Annotated in this window: 18 protein-coding genes; 8 read left to right on the top strand and 10 right to left on the bottom strand. The window is 55.2% G+C overall.

Annotated features, from left to right (window positions below):
* Nucleotides 1-63 precede the first annotated feature (63 nt).
* Entirely contained in the window at nt 64-2,970 is a 2,907-nt protein-coding gene (gene rapA / locus HA50_RS03400) for an RNA polymerase-associated protein RapA (RefSeq protein WP_084872616.1), read from the top strand.
* Nucleotides 2,971-3,000: 30 nt separating this feature from the next.
* Nucleotides 3,001-3,660: a bifunctional tRNA pseudouridine(32) synthase/23S rRNA pseudouridine(746) synthase RluA gene (gene rluA, locus HA50_RS03395; protein ID WP_084872614.1), complete on the top strand. Its 660-nt coding sequence runs from the start codon at nt 3,001-3,003 to the stop codon at nt 3,658-3,660.
* A gap of 99 nt (nt 3,661-3,759) precedes the next feature.
* Here rluA and djlA read toward each other — a convergent pair whose 3' ends face one another.
* Complete coding sequence (gene djlA / locus HA50_RS03390; protein WP_084872607.1) at nt 3,760-4,575, bottom strand: co-chaperone DjlA; 816 nt, start codon at nt 4,573-4,575, stop codon at nt 3,760-3,762.
* 182 nt (nt 4,576-4,757) lie between these two features.
* On the opposite strand from djlA, the gene lptD reads away from it, so the two are divergent.
* The 6 genes from lptD to apaH are packed head-to-tail and all read left to right on the top strand — an operon-like array spanning nt 4,758 to nt 11,567.
* Nucleotides 4,758-7,133: an LPS assembly protein LptD gene (gene lptD, locus HA50_RS03385; RefSeq protein ID WP_084878314.1), complete on the top strand. Its 2,376-nt coding sequence runs from the start codon at nt 4,758-4,760 to the stop codon at nt 7,131-7,133.
* A gap of 54 nt (nt 7,134-7,187) precedes the next feature.
* A complete protein-coding gene (gene surA / locus HA50_RS03380; RefSeq protein ID WP_084872605.1) occupies nt 7,188-8,483 on the top strand; it encodes a peptidylprolyl isomerase SurA in 1,296 nt (431 codons plus the stop codon).
* Nucleotides 8,473-9,465 carry a 4-hydroxythreonine-4-phosphate dehydrogenase PdxA gene (gene pdxA, locus HA50_RS03375; RefSeq protein WP_084872602.1) on the top strand — a complete coding sequence of 331 codons (993 nt, stop codon included), beginning with the start codon at nt 8,473-8,475 and terminating at the stop codon, nt 9,463-9,465. Before surA ends, pdxA begins: the two co-directional genes overlap by 11 nt.
* Nucleotides 9,458-10,282 (top strand): 16S rRNA (adenine(1518)-N(6)/adenine(1519)-N(6))-dimethyltransferase RsmA, encoded by an 825-nt coding sequence (gene rsmA / locus HA50_RS03370; RefSeq protein WP_084872600.1) that lies wholly within the window; start codon nt 9,458-9,460, stop codon nt 10,280-10,282. Before pdxA ends, rsmA begins: the two co-directional genes overlap by 8 nt.
* A gap of 4 nt (nt 10,283-10,286) precedes the next feature.
* Nucleotides 10,287-10,664: a Co2+/Mg2+ efflux protein ApaG gene (gene apaG, locus HA50_RS03365; protein ID WP_084872598.1), complete on the top strand. Its 378-nt coding sequence runs from the start codon at nt 10,287-10,289 to the stop codon at nt 10,662-10,664.
* 51 nt (nt 10,665-10,715) lie between these two features.
* Nucleotides 10,716-11,567 carry a bis(5'-nucleosyl)-tetraphosphatase (symmetrical) ApaH gene (gene apaH, locus HA50_RS03360; protein ID WP_084872595.1) on the top strand — a complete coding sequence of 284 codons (852 nt, stop codon included), beginning with the start codon at nt 10,716-10,718 and terminating at the stop codon, nt 11,565-11,567.
* Between the two features lie 57 nt (nt 11,568-11,624).
* Here apaH and folA read toward each other — a convergent pair whose 3' ends face one another.
* From folA to ileS, 9 genes are all read right to left on the bottom strand, one after another.
* A complete protein-coding gene (gene folA / locus HA50_RS03355; protein ID WP_084872592.1) occupies nt 11,625-12,107 on the bottom strand; it encodes a type 3 dihydrofolate reductase in 483 nt (160 codons plus the stop codon).
* Nucleotides 12,108-12,395: 288 nt separating this feature from the next.
* Entirely contained in the window at nt 12,396-13,538 is a 1,143-nt protein-coding gene (locus HA50_RS03350; protein ID WP_084872589.1) for a porin, read from the bottom strand.
* Nucleotides 13,539-13,774: 236 nt separating this feature from the next.
* Complete coding sequence (gene carB / locus HA50_RS03345) at nt 13,775-16,999, bottom strand: carbamoyl-phosphate synthase large subunit (protein WP_084872587.1); 3,225 nt, start codon at nt 16,997-16,999, stop codon at nt 13,775-13,777.
* A 13-nt stretch (nt 17,000-17,012) separates the two neighbouring features.
* Nucleotides 17,013-18,161, bottom strand: a complete 1,149-nt coding sequence (carA, locus tag HA50_RS03340) for a glutamine-hydrolyzing carbamoyl-phosphate synthase small subunit (RefSeq protein ID WP_084872585.1) — start codon at nt 18,159-18,161, stop codon at nt 17,013-17,015.
* Between the two features lie 470 nt (nt 18,162-18,631).
* Nucleotides 18,632-19,447 carry a 4-hydroxy-tetrahydrodipicolinate reductase gene (dapB, locus tag HA50_RS03335; RefSeq protein ID WP_084872582.1) on the bottom strand — a complete coding sequence of 272 codons (816 nt, stop codon included), beginning with the start codon at nt 19,445-19,447 and terminating at the stop codon, nt 18,632-18,634.
* A 206-nt stretch (nt 19,448-19,653) separates the two neighbouring features.
* Nucleotides 19,654-20,607 (bottom strand): 4-hydroxy-3-methylbut-2-enyl diphosphate reductase, encoded by a 954-nt coding sequence (gene ispH / locus HA50_RS03330; protein WP_084872579.1) that lies wholly within the window; start codon nt 20,605-20,607, stop codon nt 19,654-19,656.
* Nucleotides 20,588-21,058 (bottom strand): FKBP-type peptidyl-prolyl cis-trans isomerase, encoded by a 471-nt coding sequence (gene fkpB / locus HA50_RS03325; protein ID WP_084872576.1) that lies wholly within the window; start codon nt 21,056-21,058, stop codon nt 20,588-20,590. Before fkpB ends, ispH begins: the two co-directional genes overlap by 20 nt.
* Before the next feature lie 9 nt (nt 21,059-21,067).
* Nucleotides 21,068-21,568 carry a signal peptidase II gene (lspA, locus tag HA50_RS03320; RefSeq protein WP_084872574.1) on the bottom strand — a complete coding sequence of 167 codons (501 nt, stop codon included), beginning with the start codon at nt 21,566-21,568 and terminating at the stop codon, nt 21,068-21,070.
* Nucleotides 21,568-24,387, bottom strand: coding sequence for an isoleucine--tRNA ligase (gene ileS, locus HA50_RS03315; RefSeq protein ID WP_084872572.1), 2,820 nt, complete (start codon nt 24,385-24,387; stop codon nt 21,568-21,570). Before ileS ends, lspA begins: the two co-directional genes overlap by 1 nt.
* Nucleotides 24,388-24,392 lie beyond the last annotated feature (5 nt).

Here is a 24,392-nt window from a genome sequence, read left to right as displayed (position 1 = left end):
AGTGCTTTGCCTGAGAGCGGGTGCACATCTTCATGACATGACAGAGAGTCGAGCAAAAAATATATGGTTTTTACACTGGGTCAACGCTGGATAAGTGATACGGAAAGTGAACTGGGACTGGGCACGGTAGTTGCGCTGGATACGCGCATGATCACCCTGATGTTTCCGGCAACCGGCGAAAACCGCCTGTATGCCCGTAACGATTCTCCTGTTACCCGCGTTATCTTCAATCCGGGTGATACCGTCACCAGCCACGAAGGCTGGCAGATGCGCGTTGACGAAGTTCGCAACGAAAACGATTTAATCACCTACATCGGCACGCGCCTCGATACCGAAGAAGCTAACGTGATGATGCGCGAGGTGATGCTCGACAGTAAGCTGGTGTTCAGCAAACCGCAGGACCGCCTGTTCGCCGGTCAGCTGGACCGTATGGACCGCTTTGCGCTGCGCTTCCGCGCCCGTAAATATCAGAGTGAACAGTACAACCTGCCCACCAGCGGCCTGCGCGGCATGCGTACTAACCTGATCCCGCATCAGCTGCACATTGCGCACGATGTTGGCCGTCGCCACGCTCCCCGCGTCCTGCTGGCCGATGAAGTGGGCCTCGGTAAAACCATCGAAGCCGGGATGATCATCCAGCAACAACTGCTGGCAGGCAGGGCTGAGCGCGTGCTGATTGTGGTGCCGGAAACCCTGCAACATCAGTGGCTGGTGGAAATGCTGCGTCGCTTCAATCTGCGCTTTGCGCTGTTTGATGACGGTCGCTACACCGAAGCCCAGCATGACAGCGATAACCCGTTCGATACCGAACAACTGATCATCTGCTCCCTCGATTTTGTGCGCCGCAACAAACAGCGTCTGGAACAGCTGGCCGATGCCGCCTGGGATCTGCTGGTAGTGGATGAAGCGCACCATCTGGCATGGAGCGAAGACGCACCAAGCCGCGAATACCAGGTGATTGAACAGCTGGCGGAACAAACCCCCGGCGTGCTGCTGCTGACCGCCACACCGGAGCAACTCGGCCTGGAAAGTCACTTTGCCCGTCTGCGCCTGCTCGATCCTAATCGCTTCCACGATTTCAGCCAGTTTGTCGCCGAACAGCAGCACTACCGTCCGGTGGCGGATGCGGTCAGCACGCTGCTGGCCGACAAATCGATCTCCAAAGATGAGATGAACCTGATTAACGATCTGGTCGGTGAGCAGGATATCGAACCGTTGTTGCAGGTGGCGAACAGCGATCGCGAAGGCAAAGAAGACGCACGTAAAGAACTGATTTCAATGCTGATGGATCGCCACGGCACCAGCCGCGTGTTGTTCCGCAACACCCGTAACGGCGTCAAAGGCTTCCCGAAACGCGAACTGCACCAGATCCGCCTGCCGCTGCCCGCGCAGTATCAGACGGCGATTAAAGTCTCCGGCATTATGGGCGCACGCAAAAGCGCCGAAGAACGCGCACGTGACATGCTCTACCCGGAACAGATTTATCAGGAATTTGAAGGTGATACCGGCACCTGGTGGAACTTCGACCCCCGCGTCGAATGGTTGATGGGCTACCTCACCAGCAATCGCAAAGAAAAAGTGCTGGTGATTTGTGCCAAAGCCGCCACCGCGCTGCAACTGGAGCAGGTTCTGCGCGAACGCGAAGGCATTCGTGCCGCAGTTTTCCATGAAGGCTTGTCGATCATTGAACGCGACCGTGCCGCTGCCTGGTTTGCCTCCGAAGAAGATGGCGCGCAGGTGCTGCTGTGCTCGGAAATCGGTTCTGAAGGCCGCAACTTCCAGTTCGCCAGCCGACTGGTGATGTTTGACCTGCCGTTCAACCCGGACCTGCTGGAACAGCGTATTGGCCGTCTCGACCGTATCGGCCAGATGCACGATATCCAGATTCTGGTGCCGTGGCTGGAAAAAACCGCTCAGGCGGTGCTGCTGCGCTGGTACCACGAAGGTCTGGACGCGTTTGAGCATACCTGCCCAACCGGCCGCACCATTTACGACAGCGTTTACAATCAGCTGATTGAATACCTGGCAGCACCGGAAAATCCACAGGGGCTGGATGAATTTATCACTGAGTGTCGCAAACAGCATGACCAGCTGAAAATCCAGCTGGAACAGGGACGCGACCGTCTGCTGGAGCAAAACTCCAACGGGGGAGATGCCGCCCAGGCGCTGGCCGACGCCATTGCCGAGCAGGACAACGATACCGGTCTGGTCAATTTCGCCCTCAACCTGTTCGATATCGTTGGCATCAATCAGGAAGATCGTAGCGATAACCTGATCGTGCTGACGCCGTCCGATCATATGCTGGTGCCGGATTTCCCTGGCCTGCCGGAAGATGGCTGCACCGTCACCTTCAACCGTAACCAGGCACTCTCGCGCGAAGATACCCAGTTCATTACCTGGGAGCACCCGCTGATCCGCAACGGGCTGGATTTGATTCTTTCCGGCGATACCGGCAGCTGTGCGCTGTCGTTGCTGAAAAACAAAGCGTTGCCGGTCGGCACCCTGCTGGTTGAAATGATTTACGTCGTGGAAGCCCAGGCACCGAAACATCTGCAACTGACCCGCTTCCTGCCACCGACGCCGGTTCGTCTGCTGATGGATCGCAGCGGCAACAATCTGGCGACGAAGGTGGAGTTCGAAAGCTTTAACCGTCAGCTGAACGCGGTGAATCGTCATACCGGCAGCAAGCTGGTTAATGCTGTCCAGCAGGATGTGCATCAGATTCTGACGCTGGCCGAAAGCGCCGTGGTGCCGGAAGCGCAGGCGGTCATCGACGCAGCAAAAGTGGAAGCCGATGAGAAGCTGAGTGCGGAGCTGTCGCGCCTCGAAGCGCTGCGTGCCGTCAACCCTAACATCCGTGACGATGAGGTTGAGGCAGTGGAAAGCAACCGTCGTCAGGTGCTGGCAAGCCTCGGTGAAGCAGGCTGGCGTCTTGATGCGTTACGTCTGATTGTAGTGACGCACCAATAACTGAACGGGGCCGTCAGGCCCCTTACGGAACTGCTGATGGAACCTTATAACCCCCCGCTCGAACCCTGGCTGCATATCCTGTATCAGGACGACCACATTATGGTGGTCAACAAGCCGAGTGGTTTGCTGTCGGTGCCGGGCCGCCTCGATGAGCATAAAGACAGCGTGATGACGCGCATTCAGCGCGATTATCCGCAGGCTGAATCGGTGCATCGTCTGGATATGGCCACCAGCGGCGTGATCGTGGTGGCTCTGAACAAAGCGGCGGAACGTGAGCTGAAGCGCCAGTTCCGTGAGCGCGAACCCGCCAAACAATATGTCGCACGCGTCTGGGGCCACCCGGCGCAGGAAAAGGGATTGATCGATCTACCGCTGATTTGTGACTGGCCGAACCGGCCAAAGCAAAAGGTGTGTTTCGAGACGGGAAAACCGGCGCAGACGGAATATCAGGTATTGGCGTATGACGCGGATAACAGCGCGCGCGTGGCGCTGAAGCCGATCACCGGACGCTCGCACCAGCTACGCGTGCATTTGCTGGCGCTGGGCCATCCGATTCTCGGTGATCGCTTCTATGCGCCACCGGAAGCGCTGGCGATGGCTCCGCGCCTGCTGCTGCATGCCGAATCGCTGACCATCACCCATCCGGCGTTTGGTAACAGTATGACGTTTCGTCAGCCCGCGGATTTCTGACTCCAATACTCTGTAGCGGCGCGATTTATCGCGCAATTCCGTGCGCGGGGCGGGAAAAACCTGCGCGATAAATCGCGCCGCTACAGGAGGAAAAAGGATTTATTTAAATCCTTTTTCCTTACGAATCAGATCGTAAGCTGCCTGAATTTCCTGCGCTTTCTGCTTCGCCATCTCCATCATCTCCGGCGGTAGCCCTTTCGCCACCAGCTTATCCGGGTGATGTTCCGACATCAGCTTACGGTAAGCACGTTTGATGGTGGTGCTGTCGTCACTGCTTTTCACACCCAGCACACTACAGGCATCTTCCAGCGTCGGACCCCGTTTGGCCTGCTGGAATCCTCCACCGCTGTAAGAAGAACCGCCACCGCCAAACTGCTGGCCACCTTCCATCATGCGCAGGAACTGGTCAAACTGCATGCGCGAAATGCCCAGCTCCTCGGCAATCACGTACAGCACCTGCCGTTCATTCGGGTGGAGTGAACCATCGGCAAATGCCGCCTGGATCTGAATTTCCAGAAACATCCGAATCAGATCAAAACGACCAAAACAGGCGCTGCGCAGTTCACGTAATTTATTACGCAACGGATAGTCACCCTGTTTCCCTTCACGGAAAGCACGCTGCGCGGCGGTACGCGCATCACCATGCAGCTGCATCCGGTCCATCAATAAGGATGCAATCTGGATATCCGCTTCCGTGACGCGCCCTTTTGACTTGGTCAAATGGCCCATCACCTGAAAAGTGGTGCTAAAAAACAGTGTCTGGCGGGTCTGGTTGTTGGCGAAATAGCCTTGTCCTTTAACGCTGCGCACTTTATCAAACATATGGCCAATGATGAGACCCAGTACGATGCCCCAAAAGCCCAGCCCGGATAGCAAGCCCAGAGCCAGACCAATTACTTTTCCCCAGTAGCGCATAAACTCCTCAATTCGCCATGCTTGCGGCTGAAAATTGCATTATCATACCTGTCATTTACCTCAGCGCCTAACGGCAACGCGGACAGACAAGGATTAACACTGGCGCAACGCCGGGCAGTAAGTTAGTCTCTGACCGGATTGTCGGCATGATGCCAGTTTTCATGGAATTATCGAAACCGCGTATGAAAAAACGTATACCTACCGTGCTGGCTACCATGATTGGTGCAGCGTTATACAGTCAGTATTCACTGGCCGACGACTTAATGTCGCAGTGTATGCTGGGCGTGCCGAGCTTCAACCGCCCGTTGGTGGAGAGTAAAGACACGAACTCGCTGCCCGTCACGATTCATTCTGACACGTCTAAAGGGAACTATCCCAACGACGCGGTGTTCACCGGCAATGTCGATGTACAGCAGGGTAACAGCCGCCTGAATGCCGACGAAGTTCAGCTGCATCAGCGCCAGCAGGATGGGCAAACCACCCCGGTGCGTACTGTCGATGCGTTGGGTAATGTGCACTACGACGACAATCAGGTCATCCTGAAAGGTCCGAAAGCCTGGTCGAATCTGAATACCAAAGACACCAACGTCTGGAACGGTACCTATCAAATGGTGGGCCGTCAGGGGCGTGGTGATGCTGACCAGATGAAACTGCGCGGCGACAATCGTTATACCATCCTCGAAAACGGCAGCTTTACCTCCTGTCTGCCTGGCTCCAATAGCTGGAGCGTGGTTGGTTCTGAAGTGATTCAGGATCGTCAGGAAGAAGTGGCGGAGATCTGGAACGCACGCTTCAAACTGGGCAACGTGCCGGTGTTCTACAGCCCATATATGCAGCTGCCGATTGGCGATCGCCGTCGTTCCGGTTTCCTGATCCCTAACGCAAAATACAGCAGCACCAATGGCTTCGAGTTCATGCTGCCGTATTACTGGAACATTGCGCCGCAGGCCGATGCGACCATTACGCCGCACTACATGAGCAAGCGCGGCATGCAGTTGCAGAACGAATTCCGTTATCTGAGCGAGTTCGGTGGCGGTTTGATGGAATTCGATTATCTGCCATCAGACAAACAGTACGATAACGATAAAGCGGTGCGCGGCATTTCGCAGGATGCCAGCTCCGATCGCTGGTTGTTCTACTGGCGTCACGCTGGTGTTTACGATCAACACTGGCGTTTCAACGCCGACTACACCAAAGTCAGCGATCCTTACTACTTCACCGATCTCACGTCGAAGTACTACAGCTCCACCGATGGTTATGCGACGCAGAAATTCAGCGCAGGCTATGCGGATACCAACTGGGACGCGACGCTCTCCACCAAAGATTTCCAGGTCTTTGGCAGCACCAGTACCAGCAATATTTATCGCGCGATGCCGCAGCTCGATCTGAATTTCTATCAGAACGATATCGGACCCTTTGATGGGCATATTTATGCGCAAGCGGTGAAATTCACCAACGTGAATAGCCGAATGCCAGAAGCGACACGTCTGCATATCGAACCAACGCTGGATCTGCCGTTGTCGAATGGCTGGGCCAGTCTGGATACCGAAGCCAAATTCCTCGCCACGCATTACCAGCAGGACGGCCTCGATTATTACAACAGCGCATCATACGATCGCACCGCCAGCGGTTTGCTGAAAGATTCCGTCAACCGCACGCTGCCACAGTTTAAAGTGGACGGGCGTTTGGTGTTTGACCGCGATATGGACTGGGCTGAGGGCTACACCCAGACGCTGGAACCGCGCGTACAGTACCTCTATATTCCGTACCGTGACCAGAGCAGTATCTACCCGTATGACTCAACGCTGCTGCAAACCGACTACACCGGTCTGTTCCGCGATCGCACATACAGTGGCCTCGATCGCATCGCTTCGGCCAATCAAGTGGCAACCGGTGTCACCACCCGAATTTATGATAACGATCTGGTTGAACGTTTTAACGTTTCTGTGGGTCAAATCTACTCGTTTACCCCATCGCGGACTGGTGTTAACCAGACCAGTGATGAAGATGACACCGGCAGCCTGATCTGGGCCGGTGACACTTACTGGAAGGTAAGCGATCGCTGGGCCGTGCGTGGCGGGCTGCAATACGATACCCGCCTTGATAACGTAGCGCAGGGCAATGCGGTGCTGGAGTATCGTCAGGACGCCGACCGTATGGTGCAGCTGAGCTACCGCTACAGCAGCCCGGAATACGTGGCGCAGGCGCTGAATGATTCAAGTCTGCTGACTAACCCGATCTATAAAAACGGGATATCCCAGGTGGGTGCGACTGCCAGCTGGCCGATTGCTGATGCCTGGTCGCTGGTGGGTGCGTATTACTACGACACCCGCAACAGCAAACCGGCTGATCAGTTACTGGGCCTGCAGTATAGCTCCTGCTGCTACGCGATCCGTCTTGGCTACGAGCGCAAAATCAACGGTTGGGAAAACAACGAAAGTAAGTATGACAACCAAATCTCATTCAACATTGAGCTACGTGGCCTTAGCTCCGACTATGGCTTAGGCACCCATCAAATGCTGCGTCAGGGCATTATCCCTTACCAGCAGGGTTTCTGATGTTGTGATGTTTGACAGGCTATCCCGCAGTGCGGAAACAACAATGGATAAAGTATGAAGAACTGGAGAATGCTGATTCTTGGTGTGGCGGTTGTCGCTAACACCGCGTTCGCAGCCCCGCAAATGGTAGACAAAGTTGCCGCCGTGGTGAATAACGGCGTGGTGCTGGAGAGTGACGTTGATAGCATGCTGCGCACAGTAAAAGCACAGGCACAGCAGGCCCATCAGCAATTGCCGGATGACAACACCCTGCGTCATCAGATCCTTGAGCGCCAGATCATGGATAGCATCATTCTGCAAATGGGTGAAAAAGCGGGCCTGCAGGTCAGCGACCAGCAGCTGGACGAAGCCATCCAGAACATCGCCGGGCAGAACCATATGACCCTCGATCAACTGCGCAGCCGCATCGCTTACGACGGTATCAACTACAACGAATATCGTGCACAGATCCGTAAAGAGATGATGATCTCTGAAGTGCGTAACAACGAAGTCCGTCGTCGCGTCACCATTCTGCCGCAGGAAGTGGATACGCTGGCGAAGCAGGTGGGTTCACAGAACACTCAGGGTACTGAGCTGAACGTGAGCCAGATCCTGCTGCCACTGCCGGAAAACCCGACGCAGAAACAGGTTGATGATCAGGAAGCACTGGCTCATCAGCTGGTAGGTGAACTGAAAAAAGGCGCTGACTTCGGCAAACTGGCGGTGACCTATTCTGCTGATCCGCAGGCGCTGAAAGGCGGCAATATGGGTTGGGCCAAAATTGAAGAGCTGCCGACCCTGTTTTCTCAGGCACTGGCAACCGCGAAGAAAGGTGATGTGGTCGGTCCCATCCGCTCAGGCGTTGGCTTCCATATCCTGAAAGTGAACGATCTGCGTGGTGAGAGCAAAAACATCTCCGTCACCGAAGTGCACGCACGTCACATCCTGCTGAAACCGTCACCGATCCTGACTGACGACCAGGCACGCGCCAAGCTGGAAGAGATCGCCGCTGATATTCGCAGCGGTAAGATCACTTTCGCTGCTGCTGCCAAACAGTATTCGGACGATCCGGGTTCAGCGAACCAGGGTGGCGATTTGGGTTGGACCTCTCCGGAAGCCTTTGATCCGGCATTCCGCGATGCGTTAATGCGTCTGCAGAAAGGCCAGACCAGCCAGCCGGTTCACTCTTCGTTCGGCTGGCACCTGATTCAGCTGCTGGATACCCGTCAGGTTGATAAAACTGACGCCGCGCAGAAAGAACGTGCCTATCGTCTGCTGTTTAACCGTAAATTCGCGGAAGAAGCGCAAACCTGGATGCAGGAACAGCGCGCCAGTGCTTACGTGAAGATTCTGGATAACAATGGTCAGTAATTATCGTGTGGTGATCACTCCCGGCGAACCTGCCGGGATTGGTCCTGATTTAACCGTGCAACTGGCTCAGCGTGACTGGCCAGTTGAACTGGTGGTGTGTGCCGACGGCGAGTTGTTGCGTCGCCGTGCCGCGCAGTTAGGTTTACCGCTGACGCTGCGTGATTACCAGCCCGGCGTCGCGCCCCAGCCACAACAGGCTGGATCGCTGACGCTGTTACAGGTCGATACCGCCCAGCCTGTCACCCCCGGTGAGTTAACGGTCGCCAACAGCCACTACGTGCTGGAAACTCTGGCGCGCGCCTGTGACGGCTGTCTGAATGGCGAATTTTCTGCCCTGATTACCGGCCCGGTGCACAAAGGTGTGATCAACGATGCTGGTATCCCCTTTACCGGGCATACCGAGTTTTTTGCCGATCGCGCTGGCGGTGACCGTGTCGTAATGATGCTGGCTACCGAAGAACTGCGGGTGGCACTGGCAACCACGCATCTGCCGCTCAAAGATGTCTCAGCAGCCATCACGCGTGACAGCCTGCATGAAGTGATCACCATTCTGCATCGCGATATGCAGCAGAAATTCGGTCTGCCGAATCCGCATATTTTCGTCTGCGGTCTGAATCCACACGCGGGCGAAGGTGGCCATATGGGCCGCGAAGAGATCGATACCATCATTCCGGCGCTGGACGAATTACGCCAGCAAGGCATCCAATTAACCGGCCCGCTCCCCGCTGACACCCTGTTCCAGCCCAAATATCTGCAACATGCAGATGCGGTGCTGGCGATGTATCACGATCAGGGCTTGCCGGTGCTAAAATTTCAGGGGTTTGGCCGTGCGGTGAATATTACGCTGGGCCTGCCCTTTATCCGTACCTCCGTTGACCACGGTACCGCGCTGGAACTGGCCGGACTGGGCCAGGCGGAACCGGGCAGCTTTATTACGGCGCTTAACCTCGCCATCACTATGATCAAGAGCAGTAATGAATAATCGCGTCCATCAGGGGCATTACGCCCGTAAACGTTTCGGGCAAAACTTCCTGAACGATCAGTACATTATCGACAGCATTGTCTCCGCCATTCATCCGCAAAAAGGTGAAGCCCTGGTGGAGATCGGCCCTGGCCTTGGCGCATTGACTGAGCCGGTGGGCGAGCGTCTGGATGCACTGACCGTGGTGGAACTGGACCGCGACCTTGCCGCACGTTTGCAAACGCATCCGTTCCTCGGTCCTAAACTGACCATCTTCCAGCAGGATGCGATGACCTTTGATTTCTCTGCGCTGGCGCAGGAGAAAGGCCAGCCGTTGCGTGTTTTCGGCAACCTGCCGTACAACATTTCCACCCCGCTGATGTTCCACCTTTTCAGCTATACTGGTTCGATTAAAGACATGCACTTCATGCTGCAGAAAGAAGTGGTCAACCGTCTGGTGGCCGGACCGGGCAGCAAAGCCTATGGTCGACTCAGCGTGATGGCGCAGTATTATTGTCAGGTGATTCCGGTGCTGGAAGTGCCGCCACAATCTTTCACACCACCGCCTAAAGTGGACTCTGCGGTGGTACGCCTGGTGCCCTTTACCCAGCCGCAACATCCGGTCAGTGATGTGCGTCTGCTCAGCCGCATTACGACTGAAGCCTTTGGTCAGCGCCGTAAAACGCTGCGCAATAGTCTCAGTCACCTGTTTACTGCGGGTGCGCTGGATGCACTGAATATTGATGCGACCCTGCGTGCAGAAAACGTCTCGGTGGCGCAATATTGTCAACTGGCCAACTGGCTTGGCAATCATCAGGCAGCAACCCCGGAGAACTGAGTGCATGAGTGAATTGGCCCGCGTCTGTATCCAGGTACAAAGCCTGTATGTGGAGTCGCAATCGTCACCTGACGAGGAGCGCTACGTGTTTGCCTACACCATCACCATCCGCAATCTGGGACGCAACAGCGTCCAGCTGCGTGGCCGATACTGGTTGATCACCAACGGTAATGGCCGCCAGACCGAAGTTCAGGGCGAAGGTGTGGTTGGCGAACAGCCTCATATCGCCCCGGGCAACGAATTTCAATATACCAGCGGCGCGATCCTTGAAACGCCGATGGGCACCATGCAAGGCCACTACGTAATGATCGACGAGGAAGGTGAAGAGTTCTTTGTCGAGATCCCGGTGTTCCGGCTTGCGGTACAAACCCACATCCACTAATCCTTCTCCGCCCGGCCCGTCCGGGCGGCGCGTTTTAACCGGACTGACGTAATGAGTACATACCTGATTGGCGATATTCACGGCTGTTACGATGAGCTTCGTGCCCTTTTGGCACAGGTTAATTTCGATCCGCAACAGGATACCCTGTGGCTGACCGGTGACCTGGTGGCGCGCGGACCTGGTTCTCTCGACGTGCTGCGCTATGTGAAATCGCTAGGGGATTGCGTACGGTTGGTGCTGGGCAACCACGACCTGCATCTGCTGGCGGTGTTTGCCGGTATCAGCCGCAATAAACCGAAAGATCGCCTGACCCCCTTGCTGGAAGCTGACGATGCCGATGAGCTGATTAACTGGCTGCGTCGCCAGCCGTTATTGCAGGTGGATGAAGAGAAAAAGCTGGTGATGGCGCACGCGGGCATCACGCCGCAGTGGGATCTGGCGACGGCAAAAATTTGCGCGCGCGAAGTCGAAGCGGTGCTTTCCAGCGATAGTTATCCACTGTTCCTCGATGCCATGTATGGCGATATGCCGAATAACTGGACGCCGGAACTTAGCGGACTGTCGCGTCTGCGTTTCAGCACCAACGCGCTGACGCGTATGCGTTTCTGCTTCCCGAATGGTCAGCTGGATATGATCTGCAAAGATGCGCCGGAATCCGCCCCACCCCCGCTCAAACCCTGGTTTAAGATCCCGAGTCCGGTCGCGCAGGATTACACCGTGGTGTTTGGCCACTGGGCATCGCTGGAAGGCAAAGGTACACCGGAAGGGATTATCGGTCTTGATACCGGCTGCTGCTGGGGTGGCACGCTAACTTTGCTGCACTGGGAAACGCAGCAATATTACGTCCAGCACTCTAACCGCGAACAGGCGATGGCGCAGAGCGCAACACATCCCCATCCGTAGCGCCGCGGTTTATCGCGCGTCTTGTGCCATCCGCGCGATAAACCGAGCTGCCGTTAATTAACGGCGGCGTTCCAGAATCTCGAAGCAGTAACTGTGTGAGTTCTGGGCGTCGGCATCATGGAATTCACTGAAGGTTGACTGCCACTCATCCGGTTCGTAGTCCGGGAATTGGGTGTCGCCTTCCACTTCCGCATCGATATGGGTGAGATAGAGACGATCGGCGCGCGGCAGCATCTGCTCATAAATACGCCCACCACCAATCACCATCACCTCTTCAGCATCACCCGCGGCATTGACCGCATCTTCCAGTGACGTTACCCAGGTCACGCCATCATGGGTGCCCGGCTGGCTGCTGACCACAATATTCAGACGTCCCGGTAACGGACGGCCAATCGATTCAAAGGTCAGGCGACCCATGATCACCGGCTTATTCAGGGTGTTACGTTTGAACCAGGCTAAATCAGCCGACAGGTTCCAGGGCATGGCGTTTTCCATACCGATGATGCGATCCGCTGCCAGTGCCGCGATCAGACTAATCATGTTAAAAGACCTACAGGAAAAAAATTGGCGCCATCATACGTAAAGGCGAAACTTTCGTCGATAGGGCGAACTCGCTATTTACGTAAAGCTCCTTTGCCACCGCATTTTTGTTATTGGACAGAGTTTTACACCGCTTTTCTCACCAATTTCCGAAAGAGGCGCCATAAATGGGTGGTGAAACGGTACAAGGCAGCGTGAAAAGAGGATCTGGCGTGTATGCGCCTGTAAAGAAAAGCGCACTGTGTGCGACAAAAGAAAACGGCTCCCGCAGGAGCCGTTTTAACAGGGTTAGAAATCGTAGCGCAGACGCACCAGATTGACGTTACCCAGAGACTTGTCGGTGCTGGAAGTGATCACGTATTCGTAGTCAACACGGAAGCCGTAGTCGAGCTGGAACGAGACACCCAGGCCGTTGTCGATACGCTGGTAGTTGCGACCATTAACGTATTGCAGACGGTCACCCATAAAGTACGGCTGAATAGATTTCACCGCATACTGACCAATCGGGAACTTGTAGCCTGCGAAGTATTCCACACCCCAGGCATCGTCAGCAAAGTAATTCTGGGCATTCTTAATACCTGTTGGCGAGAAGTTCTGATACCAGCCAACACCAGCAGAAAGCGTCCAGTTATCCGGTTTCCAGCTCAGAGCCGTACCATAGATGTTCTGGTCGTAATTTTTGTCATCACCCGTTGAGGTATTACGCATTTCAGCACGCGTGTAGTTCCACGCGGTACCCCAGGTCAGATCTTTGGTGATGTGGTAATCCACGCCCAGTGAACCGCCGCCTTTACGCTTATAGCGGAGGTTGTTGCCGCGTAACAGTTCATTATCGTTAAACAGGTAGGAGGCATAAACATCAACCTTGCCGAAGGTATTTTTGTATTTCAGCTGTTTACGAGCACGGTAGGAACCGTCGTAGTCGCCGTTGATACCAACGGTAGGTGCCTGGGCCAGCATATCGTAGTCCCAGATATCTGTTTTCGCGCCGACCACATCATAGTAAACGCTGTTCTGCTGACCGAAGGTCAGCTGACCCCAGGTGGCGCTCTTCAGGCCAGTATACAGCTGACGGCGGGTGGTGTTGTTTGCACCATCTGCATGGTGGTTATCCCATCCCCACCACGCCGGGAAGTTAACACCCAGCTCGTAGTAACTTACCCAGCTAATATCATCAAACAGGTAGTAATCCGCAGAGAAACGGAAACGGGAACCGCCATCATAGCCATTACGCTTATATGATTTGTCGTTCACGCCGTTCTGATGCAGGAACTGCGGACGAATACTACCGCCGACCTGGAAGGTAAGACGGCTAAGCGGATCGTTAGCCTGCGGATCCGCCTTCAGAAGAGTCACTTCAGCCTGGCTGGCGAGAGGAGCCGCTGCGACCAGCGCAGCAATGGCGGTGAGTGTGAAAGCACGCATTTTCATTTTTTATATCTATCCCAGTTAAGCTCGAAAAGATGAGCGACTGGAATACTAAGGCTAGCGGTATCGCTTTCTATTTATAAATTCGTGCTAATAAATGTGTAGACAATAAATACCGCACCAGCCGCTAAAAAATCTTAAAATCATAATATTGTCATAAACTAATGTTATGCACCAATTAACAATAGCGAAAAAAACGGCCCCTTTCGGAGCCGTTATTTGTAACAATCGTTCAGAGATCAACCGTTGATTTGCGCATGCATTTCCTGCACGGAAATCACCTTCTCGGTTGGGTCCGCATTCAGCGCCATCGCTGTAGCAAAACCGCCGTTCAGGGTGGTGTCGTAGTGAACTTTGTACTGCAGCGCACTGCGGCGAATCAGCTTGGAATCTTCAATCGCCTGACGACCTGCGGTGGTGTTAACGATATAGGTGTACTCGCCGTTCTTCAGGCGATCCTGAATATGCGGACGACCTTCATGCACCTTGTTCACCAGGCGCGGGTTAATCCCGGCTTCACCCAGTACCACCGCCGTACCATGCGTCGCATCTAGCTCAAAACCAAACTTCAGCAGTTTTGCTGCGAGGTCAACGATACGTTTCTTATCGCCTTCGCGTACTGACAGCAGCGCACGGCCTGATTTCTTCATGTTGCTCTGCGCACCCAGCATCGCTTTTGCGAAGGCTTCAGCGAAGGTACGACCGACACCCATGACTTCACCGGTAGAACGCATTTCCGGGCCGAGGATCGGGTCAACGCCCTGGAATTTGTTGAACGGCAGCACCACTTCTTTTACGGAGTAGTACGGCGGGATCACCTCTTTGGTGACGCCCTGCTCAGCCAGGGTTTTACCGGCCATCACACGCGCAGCCACTTTCGCCAACGGAACACCGGTCGCCTTGGAAACGAACGGTACGGTACGTGCCGCACGCGGGTTCACTTCAATCAGGTAAACTTCGTTGTCCTTCACCGCGAACTGCACGTTCATCAGACCACGCACGTTCAGTTCGAACGCCAGTTTTTCTACCTGCTGACGCATCACGTTCTGAATATCCGCATTCAGGGTGTAAGCCGGCAGTGAACAGGCTGAGTCACCGGAGTGAACCCCCGCCTGCTCGATGTGTTCCATGATGCCGCCAATCAGCACACGCTCGCCGTCGCAAATCGCATCCACATCCACTTCAACCGCGTCATCGAGGAAGCGATCCAACAGTACCGGCGCATCGTTAGAAACCGATACCGCCGTCTGGAAGTAGCGCTTCAGGTCGATTTCGTCGTACACGATTTCCATCGCACGGCCACCCAGTACATAGGACGGGCGCACCACCAGCGGATAACCGATACCAACCGCTTTTTCTACCGCCTGCTCCAGTGTGCTGACGGTGGCGTTGGCCGGTTGTTTCAGGTTCAGACGCTCAACCGCCTGCTGGAAACGCTCACGGTCTTCCGCACGGTCAATGGCATCCGGGCTGGTGCCGATAACCGGCACCCCCGCCGCTTCCAGCGCACGCGCCAGTTTCAGCGGAGTCTGACCGCCGTACTGCACGATCACGCCTTTAGGCTGCTCGATACGCACGATTTCCAGCACGTCTTCCAGCGTTACCGGCTCGAAGTAGAGACGGTCAGAGGTGTCGTAGTCAGTTGATACGGTTTCCGGGTTACAGTTAACCATGATGGTCTCAAAACCATCTTCACGCAGCGCCAGCGCCGCATGGACACAGCAGTAGTCAAACTCAATGCCCTGGCCGATACGGTTCGGACCGCCGCCCAGCACCATGATTTTGTCACGATCCTGATTCGGATTGGCTTCGCACTCTTCTTCATAAGTCGAGTACATATAAGCAGTGTCGGTGGCGAACTCTGCCGCACAGGTGTCGACACGCTTATAAACCGGGTGCAGGTTGAACTGCTGACGCAGTTTACGGATTTCACCTTCTGCGACGCCAGCCAGGGTTGCCAGGCGCGCATCGGCGAAACCTTTACGCTTCAGCGCACGCAGGAATGTCGCATCCAGCGACTGCACGCCTTCACGCGCGACCTGCTCCTCAAGACGGACCAGCTCTTCAATCTGCACCAGGAACCAGCGGTCGATATTGGTCAGGTTGAAGACGCCATCCACGGACATGCCCGCACGGAACGCATCCGCGATGTACCAGATACGGTCGGAACCGGCATCCTTCAGCTCGCGGCGGATACGGGTCAGCGCTTCGGCATCGTCCAGGCTTACTTTCGGGTCGAAACCGTTGGCGCCCACTTCCAGACCGCGCAGTGCTTTCTGCATCGATTCCTGGAAAGTACGGCCAATCGCCATCACTTCACCAACAGATTTCATCTGGGTAGTCAGACGATCGTTGGCACCGGCAAATTTCTCGAAGTTGAAGCGAGGAATCTTGGTCACAACGTAGTCGATGGACGGCTCAAACGAGGCCGGGGTACGGCCACCGGTGATATCGTTCATCAGTTCGTCGAGAGTGAAGCCCACCGCCAGTTTCGCCGCCACTTTGGCAATCGGGAAACCGGTCGCTTTGGAGGCCAGCGCCGAAGAACGTGATACGCGCGGGTTCATTTCGATAACGATCAGGCGACCATCTTTCGGGTTAACCGAGAACTGCACGTTGGAACCGCCCGTCTCGACGCCGATTTCACGCAGTACCGCCAGCGAGGCGTTACGCATGATTTGATACTCTTTGTCGGTCAGGGTCTGAGCCGGGGCCACGGTGATGGAGTCACCGGTGTGGATCCCCATCGCATCGAAGTTTTCGATGGAGCAGACGATGATGCAGTTGTCGTTTTTATCACGCACCACTTCCATCTCGTACTCTTTCCAGCCAATCAGCGACTCGTCAATCAGCAGCTCATTGGTCGGTGACAGATCCAGACCGCGTTCGCAAATCTCTTCAAACTCTTCACGGTTATACGCGATACCGCCACCGGTGCCGCCCATGGTGAAAGAAGGACGGATAATGCACGGGAAGCCAACGTCTTCGGCCACGGCCAGCGCTTCTTCCATGGTGTGGGCGATACCCGAACGCGCGGTATCCAGACCGATGCTTTTCATCGCCACGTCAAAACGACGGCGGTCTTCGGCTTTATCAATGGCGTCGGCGGTGGCACCAATCATGGTCACGCCGAACTCTGCCAGCACGCCCTGACGCTCCAGTTCCAGCGCACAGTTCAGCGCTGTCTGGCCGCCCATGGTCGGCAGTACCGCATCCGGGCGCTCTTTTTCAATAATTTTGCGTACCACTTCCCAGTGAATCGGCTCGATATAGGTCGCATCGGCCATTTCCGGGTCGGTCATAATGGTTGCCGGGTTAGAGTTCACCAGAATGACGCGGTAGCCCTCTTCACGCAGCGCTTTACACGCCTGCGCACCGGAGTAGTCAAATTCACATGCCTGGCCGATAACGATCGGACCTGCGCCAAGGATCAGGATGGATTTTATGTCTGTACGTTTTGGCATCGTTAGCTCCTGATTACTTCGCGTTAGAACGGTAGGCTTCGATCAGTTCGATAAAGTGATCGAACAGCGGTGCTGCATCGTGCGGGCCTGGGCTGGCTTCCGGGTGTCCCTGGAAGCTGAAGGCCGATTTATCGGTACGGTGGATGCCCTGCACGGTCTGGTCAAACAGTGACACATGGGTCACACGCAGATTTGCCGGTAAGTTGCTTTCATCAACGGCGAAACCGTGGTTCTGTGCGGTGATCATCACGGTATTGTTGTCGAGATCTTTGACCGGATGGTTACCGCCATGATGGCCCAGTTTCATTTTGATGGTCTTCGCACCACTCGCCAGCGCCAGCAACTGATGGCCGAGGCAGATGCCGAATACCGGAATGTCGGTATTCAGGAAAGCCTGAATGGCGTTGATCGCGTAGTCACACGGCTCCGGGTCACCCGGACCATTGGAGAGGAAAATACCGTCCGGATTCAGCTTCAGTACTTCTTCCGCTGAAGTTTGCGCCGGAACCACCGTCAGGCGGCAACCGCGATCCACCAGCATGCGCAGAATGTTGCGCTTGGCGCCAAAATCGTAGGCGACAACGTGGAACGGTAATTCTTCTGCCGATTTCTGCTCCGGCAGGTCACCTTGCAGCGTCCAGCTCCCCTGCTGCCAGGCATAGGTTTCGGCCGTCGTCACTTCTTTCGCCAGGTCCATGCCTTTCAGACCGGGGAACGCCTGCGCTTTCTGTAATGCCAGCGCGGCATCCGGTTTGTCACCGGCGATGATGCAGCCGTTCTGTGCCCCTTTTTCACGCAGCAGACGCGTCAGCTTGCGGGTATCGATATCGGCAATGGCGACGATGTTGTTGCGCTGCAAATAAGCTGACAGGCTTTCTTCACTACGGAAGTTGCTGGTAATCAGCGGCAGATCGCGAATAACGAGGCCCTGAGCGTGAATTTGGCTGGATTCTTCGTCGGCTGCATTAGCGCCAACATTGCCGATATGGGGATAAGTGAGGGTGACGATCTGGCGGGAATAGGAGGGATCAGTGAGGATTTCTTGATAACCGGTCATTGACGTGTTGAAAACGACCTCCCCCACTGCCGATCCCGTTGCCCCGATGGCCCGACCGTGGAATTGGGTTCCGTCTTCCAGAACCAAGAGCGCTGACTTAATCAAAACATCCTCCAGGGAATAAACAGTCACAATATTTGCATATTAATTCAAAATACTGTCCTGAATCAATGCAAAAACCGCCTGACTGGTCGATTTTTGGCAAATTGCGCGCATTCTAATGATCGACCTGCACCTTGTCTACCCTGAGACGGTATTTTTTTGCTTTTTTCGGGCAACTGAATGTTAAAAACCACAATAAGCGACAAAAGAGAGAGACAACTGGGAAAAATAAACGGTTGCGAGGCGGAAATAATCTTAAAATGGTGCTAGCGGGAGAAAATTTTTGACCAAATGGTCAAAAATGAGGATTTACCGGATAAAAATCGACCACAAACACAGTAAAAAACACACTTCAAACTAAAACAGATACATAACCATCATTTTAAAGACAAAATAAAGGGCAATAATAATATTGCCCTATCCAATCAATGCCTTACCGATTGAAATAACCACATCACGATGGTTCACAACACTCACAACATCGATAAATCCAGCACATCACGCATATCATAAAGGCCAGATTTCTTGTCTTTAAGCCAGGAAGCGGCTTTAACGGCTCCATTTGCAAAGGTCATGCGGCTGGAAGCCTTGTGGGTAATCTCTACGCGTTCGCCAATATCTGCAAACATCGCGGTGTGCTCACCGACGATATCGCCTGCACGGACGGTAGCAAAACCTATGGTCTGCGCTTTGCGCTCACCGGTATGGCCTTCACGCGCGTAGACCGCGTGCTCGTCCAGTTTCCAGTCCATCGCTTCAGCAATGGCTTCACCCATTGCCAGCGCCGTCCCTGATGGTGCATCAACTTTATGACGGTGATGCGCTTCGACGATTTCAATATCGGCGTAATCACCCATCACTTTTGCCGCCTGTTTCAGCAGCTCCAGCACCAGGTTCACGCCGACGCTGAAGTTTGCGGCGAACACGATGCCAATCTCTTCCGCCGCCGCGCGAATCGCCGCTTTACCGGCTTCATCAAAACCGGTGGTGCCAATCACCATCGCTTTCTGGTGCTGGCGACAAAAGGCCAGGTACTCCAGCGTGCCTTCCGGGCGGGTGAAGTCGATCAGCACGTCAAAATCATCCACGACCTGCTGTAAATCGGCGGTGACCAACACCCCGGTTTTACCGATGCCCGCCAGTTCACCGGCGTCGCTACCGATCAGCGATGAACCGCTGCGAGCCAGCGCGGCACCCAACACCACGCCTTCCGCCTGCTGCGCAGCCTGAATCAAATTGCGTCCCATACGACCCGGCGCACCAACAATGGCAATGCGGATTTCACTCATATTTATTCATTCCTGATACAAATCTATGCATGCAAAGCGCAAACAGGTTAACGGTGAGATAACAGTCACGCCACAATAAAAAAGGGATAATAAGAATTTTATGCCAGCCGCGTCAGATTATCAGTAAAAGCAATCTCACCAGGTGGAAATGGGTCTGCGCGGAATGGTGTAACGGCGCGATACATCGCGCCGTTACGGGGAAGGGATTACTGTACGTTGCGAACTTCTACGCGCAACTCTTTTGGCACTTCAAACACGATGTTTTCTTCACGGCCAATCAGCTCAATCGCCGCTTCGCCGCCGAACTCGCGCAGACGCTGAATCACCTGCTGCACCAGAATATCCGGCGCAGAAGCCCCCGCCGTCACGCCAATGGTGGTCACGCCTTTCACCCACTCTTCCTGAATATCGTCGGCAGAATCGATCAGCTTTGCCAGTTTACCGGCACGCTGCGCCAGTTCGGCCAGACGGTTGGAGTTGGAAGAGTTTTTCGAACCGACCACCAGCACCACTTCAGCGTCACGCGCCAGCACGCGTACCGCTTCCTGGCGGTTAGTCGTGGCGTAGCAGATATCATCCTTACGCGGACCGATGATCGCCGGGAAGCGCTGACGCAACGCGTCAATCACATCGGAAGTATCATCCACCGACAGCGTGGTCTGGGTCATAAAGCACAGGTTGCTTTCATCTTTGACATCCAGTTTGAACACGTCTTCCGGCGATTCCACCAGATACATGCCACCGTTGGGGTTGCTGTACTGCCCCATGGTGCCTTCCACTTCCGGATGCCCGGCATGACCAATCAGAATGGCTTCAACGCCTTTACGGCTGGCACGCGCCACTTCCATATGCACTTTGGTCACCAGCGGACAGGTGGCATCGAACAGCATGGTCAGGTTACGCGCTTTCGCTTCGGCACGAACTGCCTGCGACACGCCATGGGCCGAGAAGATCAGAATGGCGTCATCCGGCACTTCACTGATTTCTTCGATAAAGATGGCACCGCGCTCGCGCAGGCTGCTCACCACGTAGCGGTTATGCACCACTTCATGGCGAACATAGATAGGCGCGCCGTACATTTCCAGCGCGCGCTCGACGATACTAATGGCGCGATCCACGCCCGCGCAGAAGCCGCGTGGGTTAGCTAACAGGATTTGCATCGCTGGCCTCCAGCACCGGATCGATCTCCAGCACTTCAATTTCAAACTGAATGCGCTGCCCCGCCAGCGGGTGGTTGAAATCCACGGTGATGGAATCACCCGAGATTTCACGGATCACCCCCGGCATCTCGCTGCCACCCATGCCGCTGAACAGCATAATGGCACCGACTTCCGGCTCTCCCGCATCGATAAAATCACGACGGGAGAAATATTGGATCAGGTCCGGGCTGATGCCACCGAAGGCATCCTCCGGTGCCAGGGTAAAGCCGTGCTTATCGCCGACTTTACGTCCCAGCAGTTCCTGCTCCAGCGCTGCCGACAGGCTACCATCGCCCAGACGAAACAGCGCGGGTTTGCCGTTGGCGCGCGTTGATTCCGCTGTCGAGCCATCTTCCAGCTTCAGCGTAAAATGCACCAGCAGGGCGCTATCGCGCTGTACAGTGTCTGTCATCATTTACCCTTAATCTTTAACCTGTTTGCCTTTCGGGCTAAAGAAGCCCTCCAGCACCACCAGCGCCGCGCCGATGCAGATCCCGCAGTCGGCGATGTTGAAGGTCGCGAAGTGCCAGTCACCGATATAGAAGTCGATAAAATCGACCACGAACCCGTGGTAAGCACGATCAAACAGGTTACCTAATGCCCCGCCGATAATCAGCGCGTAAGCAATGTTGGTTAACTTGTTGCGGGCAGGATTGCGATACATCATCACCAGTAACGCGACCACAATAGCGATCGCGATACCGGCAAAGAACCAGCGCTGCCAGCCACCTTTGTCCGCCAGGAAACTGAACGCCGCGCCATAGTTGTGCGCGTAGAACAGGTTCAGGAACGGCATCAGCGACCGCGTTTCGTGCAGCATCATGTTATTCATGACCCACTGCTTACTGGCGAAATCGACAACAATCACCACCAGCACCAGCCACAGCCAGCGCAATCCGGTTGAGAGAATAGCTTTACTCATCAGGCAAACTTACGCTCTTCGCCGTCGCCGACCACGTTGGTGTAACAACGTCCGCAGACCGCCGCGTGTTCCGGGTTCTGACCAACGTCGGTAGTGTAATGCCAGCAGCGCGGACATTTCTCGCCTTCTGCTTTATGCAAGGCGATTTTCAGACCTTTCAGCAATTCGCTCTGCTGTGCTTCGTCGCTCGCCGTGGCGTAATCCGCCACCGTGGCACCGGAGGTCAGCAGGACAAAACGCAGCTCATTGCCCAGCGCCTGCAATTTAGCCGCCAGTTCCGCATCCGCGTACAGCGTAACCGTTGCTTCCAGCGAGCCGCCGATACGTTTATCGCCACGCGCCTGCTCGATAACCTTGTTCACTTCACCGCGTACTTTCAGCAGTTCAGCCCAGTAAGCATCATTCAGCGCTTCGTCTGTCGCCAGACCAAACAGGCCGTCGTACCACTCTTCGGTAAACACGTATTGCGCACGATCGCCCGGCAGGTAACCCCAGATTTCATCTGCGGTGAAGGACATGATCGGTGCCATCCAGCGAACCAGCGCTTCCACGATGTGCCACAACGCGGTCTGGCAGCTGCGACGCGCCAGGCTGTCGCCCTTCGCGGTGTACTGACGGTCTTTGATGATGTCGAGGTAGAACGACCCCATCTCAATCGAGCAGAACTGCATCAGACGCTGGATAACTTCATGGAAATCGTAGTTAGCGTAGGATTCCACGATATCCGCCTGTGCCGCCTGTGCACGGCCTACGGCCCAGCGATCCAGCACCACCATCTCTTCCGGGCTGACTTTATCGGTCGCCGGATTGAAGCCGCTCAGGTTAGCCAGCAGGAAACGCGCAGTGTTACGGATACGACGATAGGCATCCGCTGAACGTTTCAGGATCTCATCAGAGACCGCCATTTCACCGGAGTAATCGGTTGAAGCGACCCACAGGCGCAAAATGTCTGCGCCCAGCTTGTCCATCACATCCTGCGGCGCGACGGTGTTGCCGATGGATTTCGACATTTTGCGGCCCTGACCATCCACGGTAAAACCGTGCGTCAGTACCTGGCGGTACGGCGCTTTGCCTTTCATCGCGGTAGAAATCATCAGTGAAGACATAAACCAGCCGCGATGCTGATCCGAGCCTTCCAGATACATATCCGGGCTATGGCCTTCAAATTCCGGGCGGGCGTCAACCACGGCATAGCTGGTTGATCCTGAATCGAACCACACATCCAGCGTATCCGGCACCTTGGTGTAGTTGTCAGCGTCGTCGCCCATCAGATCGCGCGGATCGAGATCCCACCACGCCTGAATGCCATCCTGCTCCACACGCTGTGCCACTTTCTCCATCAGCTCCAGCGTATCCGGGTGCAGCTGTTCGGTCTCGTTATGGACGAACAACGCCATCGGCACACCCCAGGTGCGCTGACGGGAGATACACCAGTCCGGACGGTTGGCCACCATCGCTTCGATACGCGCCTGGCCCCAGTCCGGGATCCACTGCACGCCTTTGATCTCTTTCAGCGACTGCGCACGCAGGCCTTTCTGATCCATGCTGATAAACCACTGCGGCGTCGCACGGAAGATGATCGGCGTTTTATGACGCCAGCAGTGCGGATAGCTGTGCAGCAGTTTTTCCACATGCAACAGCGCGCCTTTTTCCTTCAGCAGCTCAACGATCATGTCGTTGGCTTTAAATACGTTAACGCCGTCCAGCGTCGGGTAGGTACCCGGCAGATACGCGCCATCCGGTCCAACCGGGTTAGCGGTTTCCAGGCCGTATTTCTGACCAATCACGTAGTCATCAGGACCGTGACCCGGAGCGGTATGCACCGCACCGGTACCGGCTTCGAGGGTGACGTGCTCACCCAGCACCACTTTCGACTGGATGTTCTCCAGGAAAGGATGCTGGAACAGTTGCAGCTCCAGCGCCGCGCCTTTGCACTCACCCAGCACACGCCACTCGCTGATACCGGCGCGCTTCATCACGCTTTCTACCAGGTCTTTGGCGAGGATCAGGCTACGGCCTTCGATTTGCACCAGTTGGTATTCAAATTCCGGATGCAGAGAGATACCGCGGTTGGCTGGCATGGTCCACGGGGTGGTGGTCCAGATAACCAGAGAAACCGGGCCTTCAGACGCTGTGACGCCAAATTTGGCACGCACCGCATCAGCATCCAGCGCGTTGAACATCACGTCGATAGACGGAGAAGTTTTGTCGTAGTATTCGACTTCCGCTTCAGCCAGCGCCGAGCGGCAATCCAGACACCAGTGCACCGGCTTCGCGCCTTTATGCAGGTGACCATTGCCGATGATTTTGCCCAGTGCACGGATGATGTTAGCTTCAGTCTGGAAGTTCATGGTCAGGTACGGATGATCCCAGTCACCCAGCACACCAAGACGGATAAAGTCTTTTTTCTGCCCTTCCACCTGCTCCGCCGCGTATTTACGGCAGGCTTCACGGAATTCCGCCGCGCTGACTTTCTCGCCCGGCTTACCAATCATTTGCTCAACTTTGTGTTCGATCGGCAGACCGTGGCAGTCCCAGCCCGGTACATAAGGCGAATCAAAGCCCGCCATGCCTTTCGACTTAACGATAATGTCTTTCAGAATCTTGTTAACGGAGTGACCAATATGAATGCTGCCGTTCGCGTAGGGAGGGCCATCATGCAGAATAAAGGTTTTTTTCCCTTTTTTGGCTTCGCGGATGATGCCGTACAGGTTGTCATCATACCAACGTTGCAGCATTCCCGGTTCGCGTTTAGCCAGATCGCCACGCATCGGGAACCCCGTTTCCGGCAAATTCAGGGTAGATTTATAGTCACTCATCAGAT

Origin of the sequence: Pantoea cypripedii (assembly GCF_002095535.1) — a bacterium.
In the GTDB taxonomy this organism is placed as follows: Bacteria; Pseudomonadota; Gammaproteobacteria; order Enterobacterales; family Enterobacteriaceae; genus Pantoea; species Pantoea cypripedii.
This window is presented reverse-complemented; position numbering and strand designations above follow the sequence as displayed.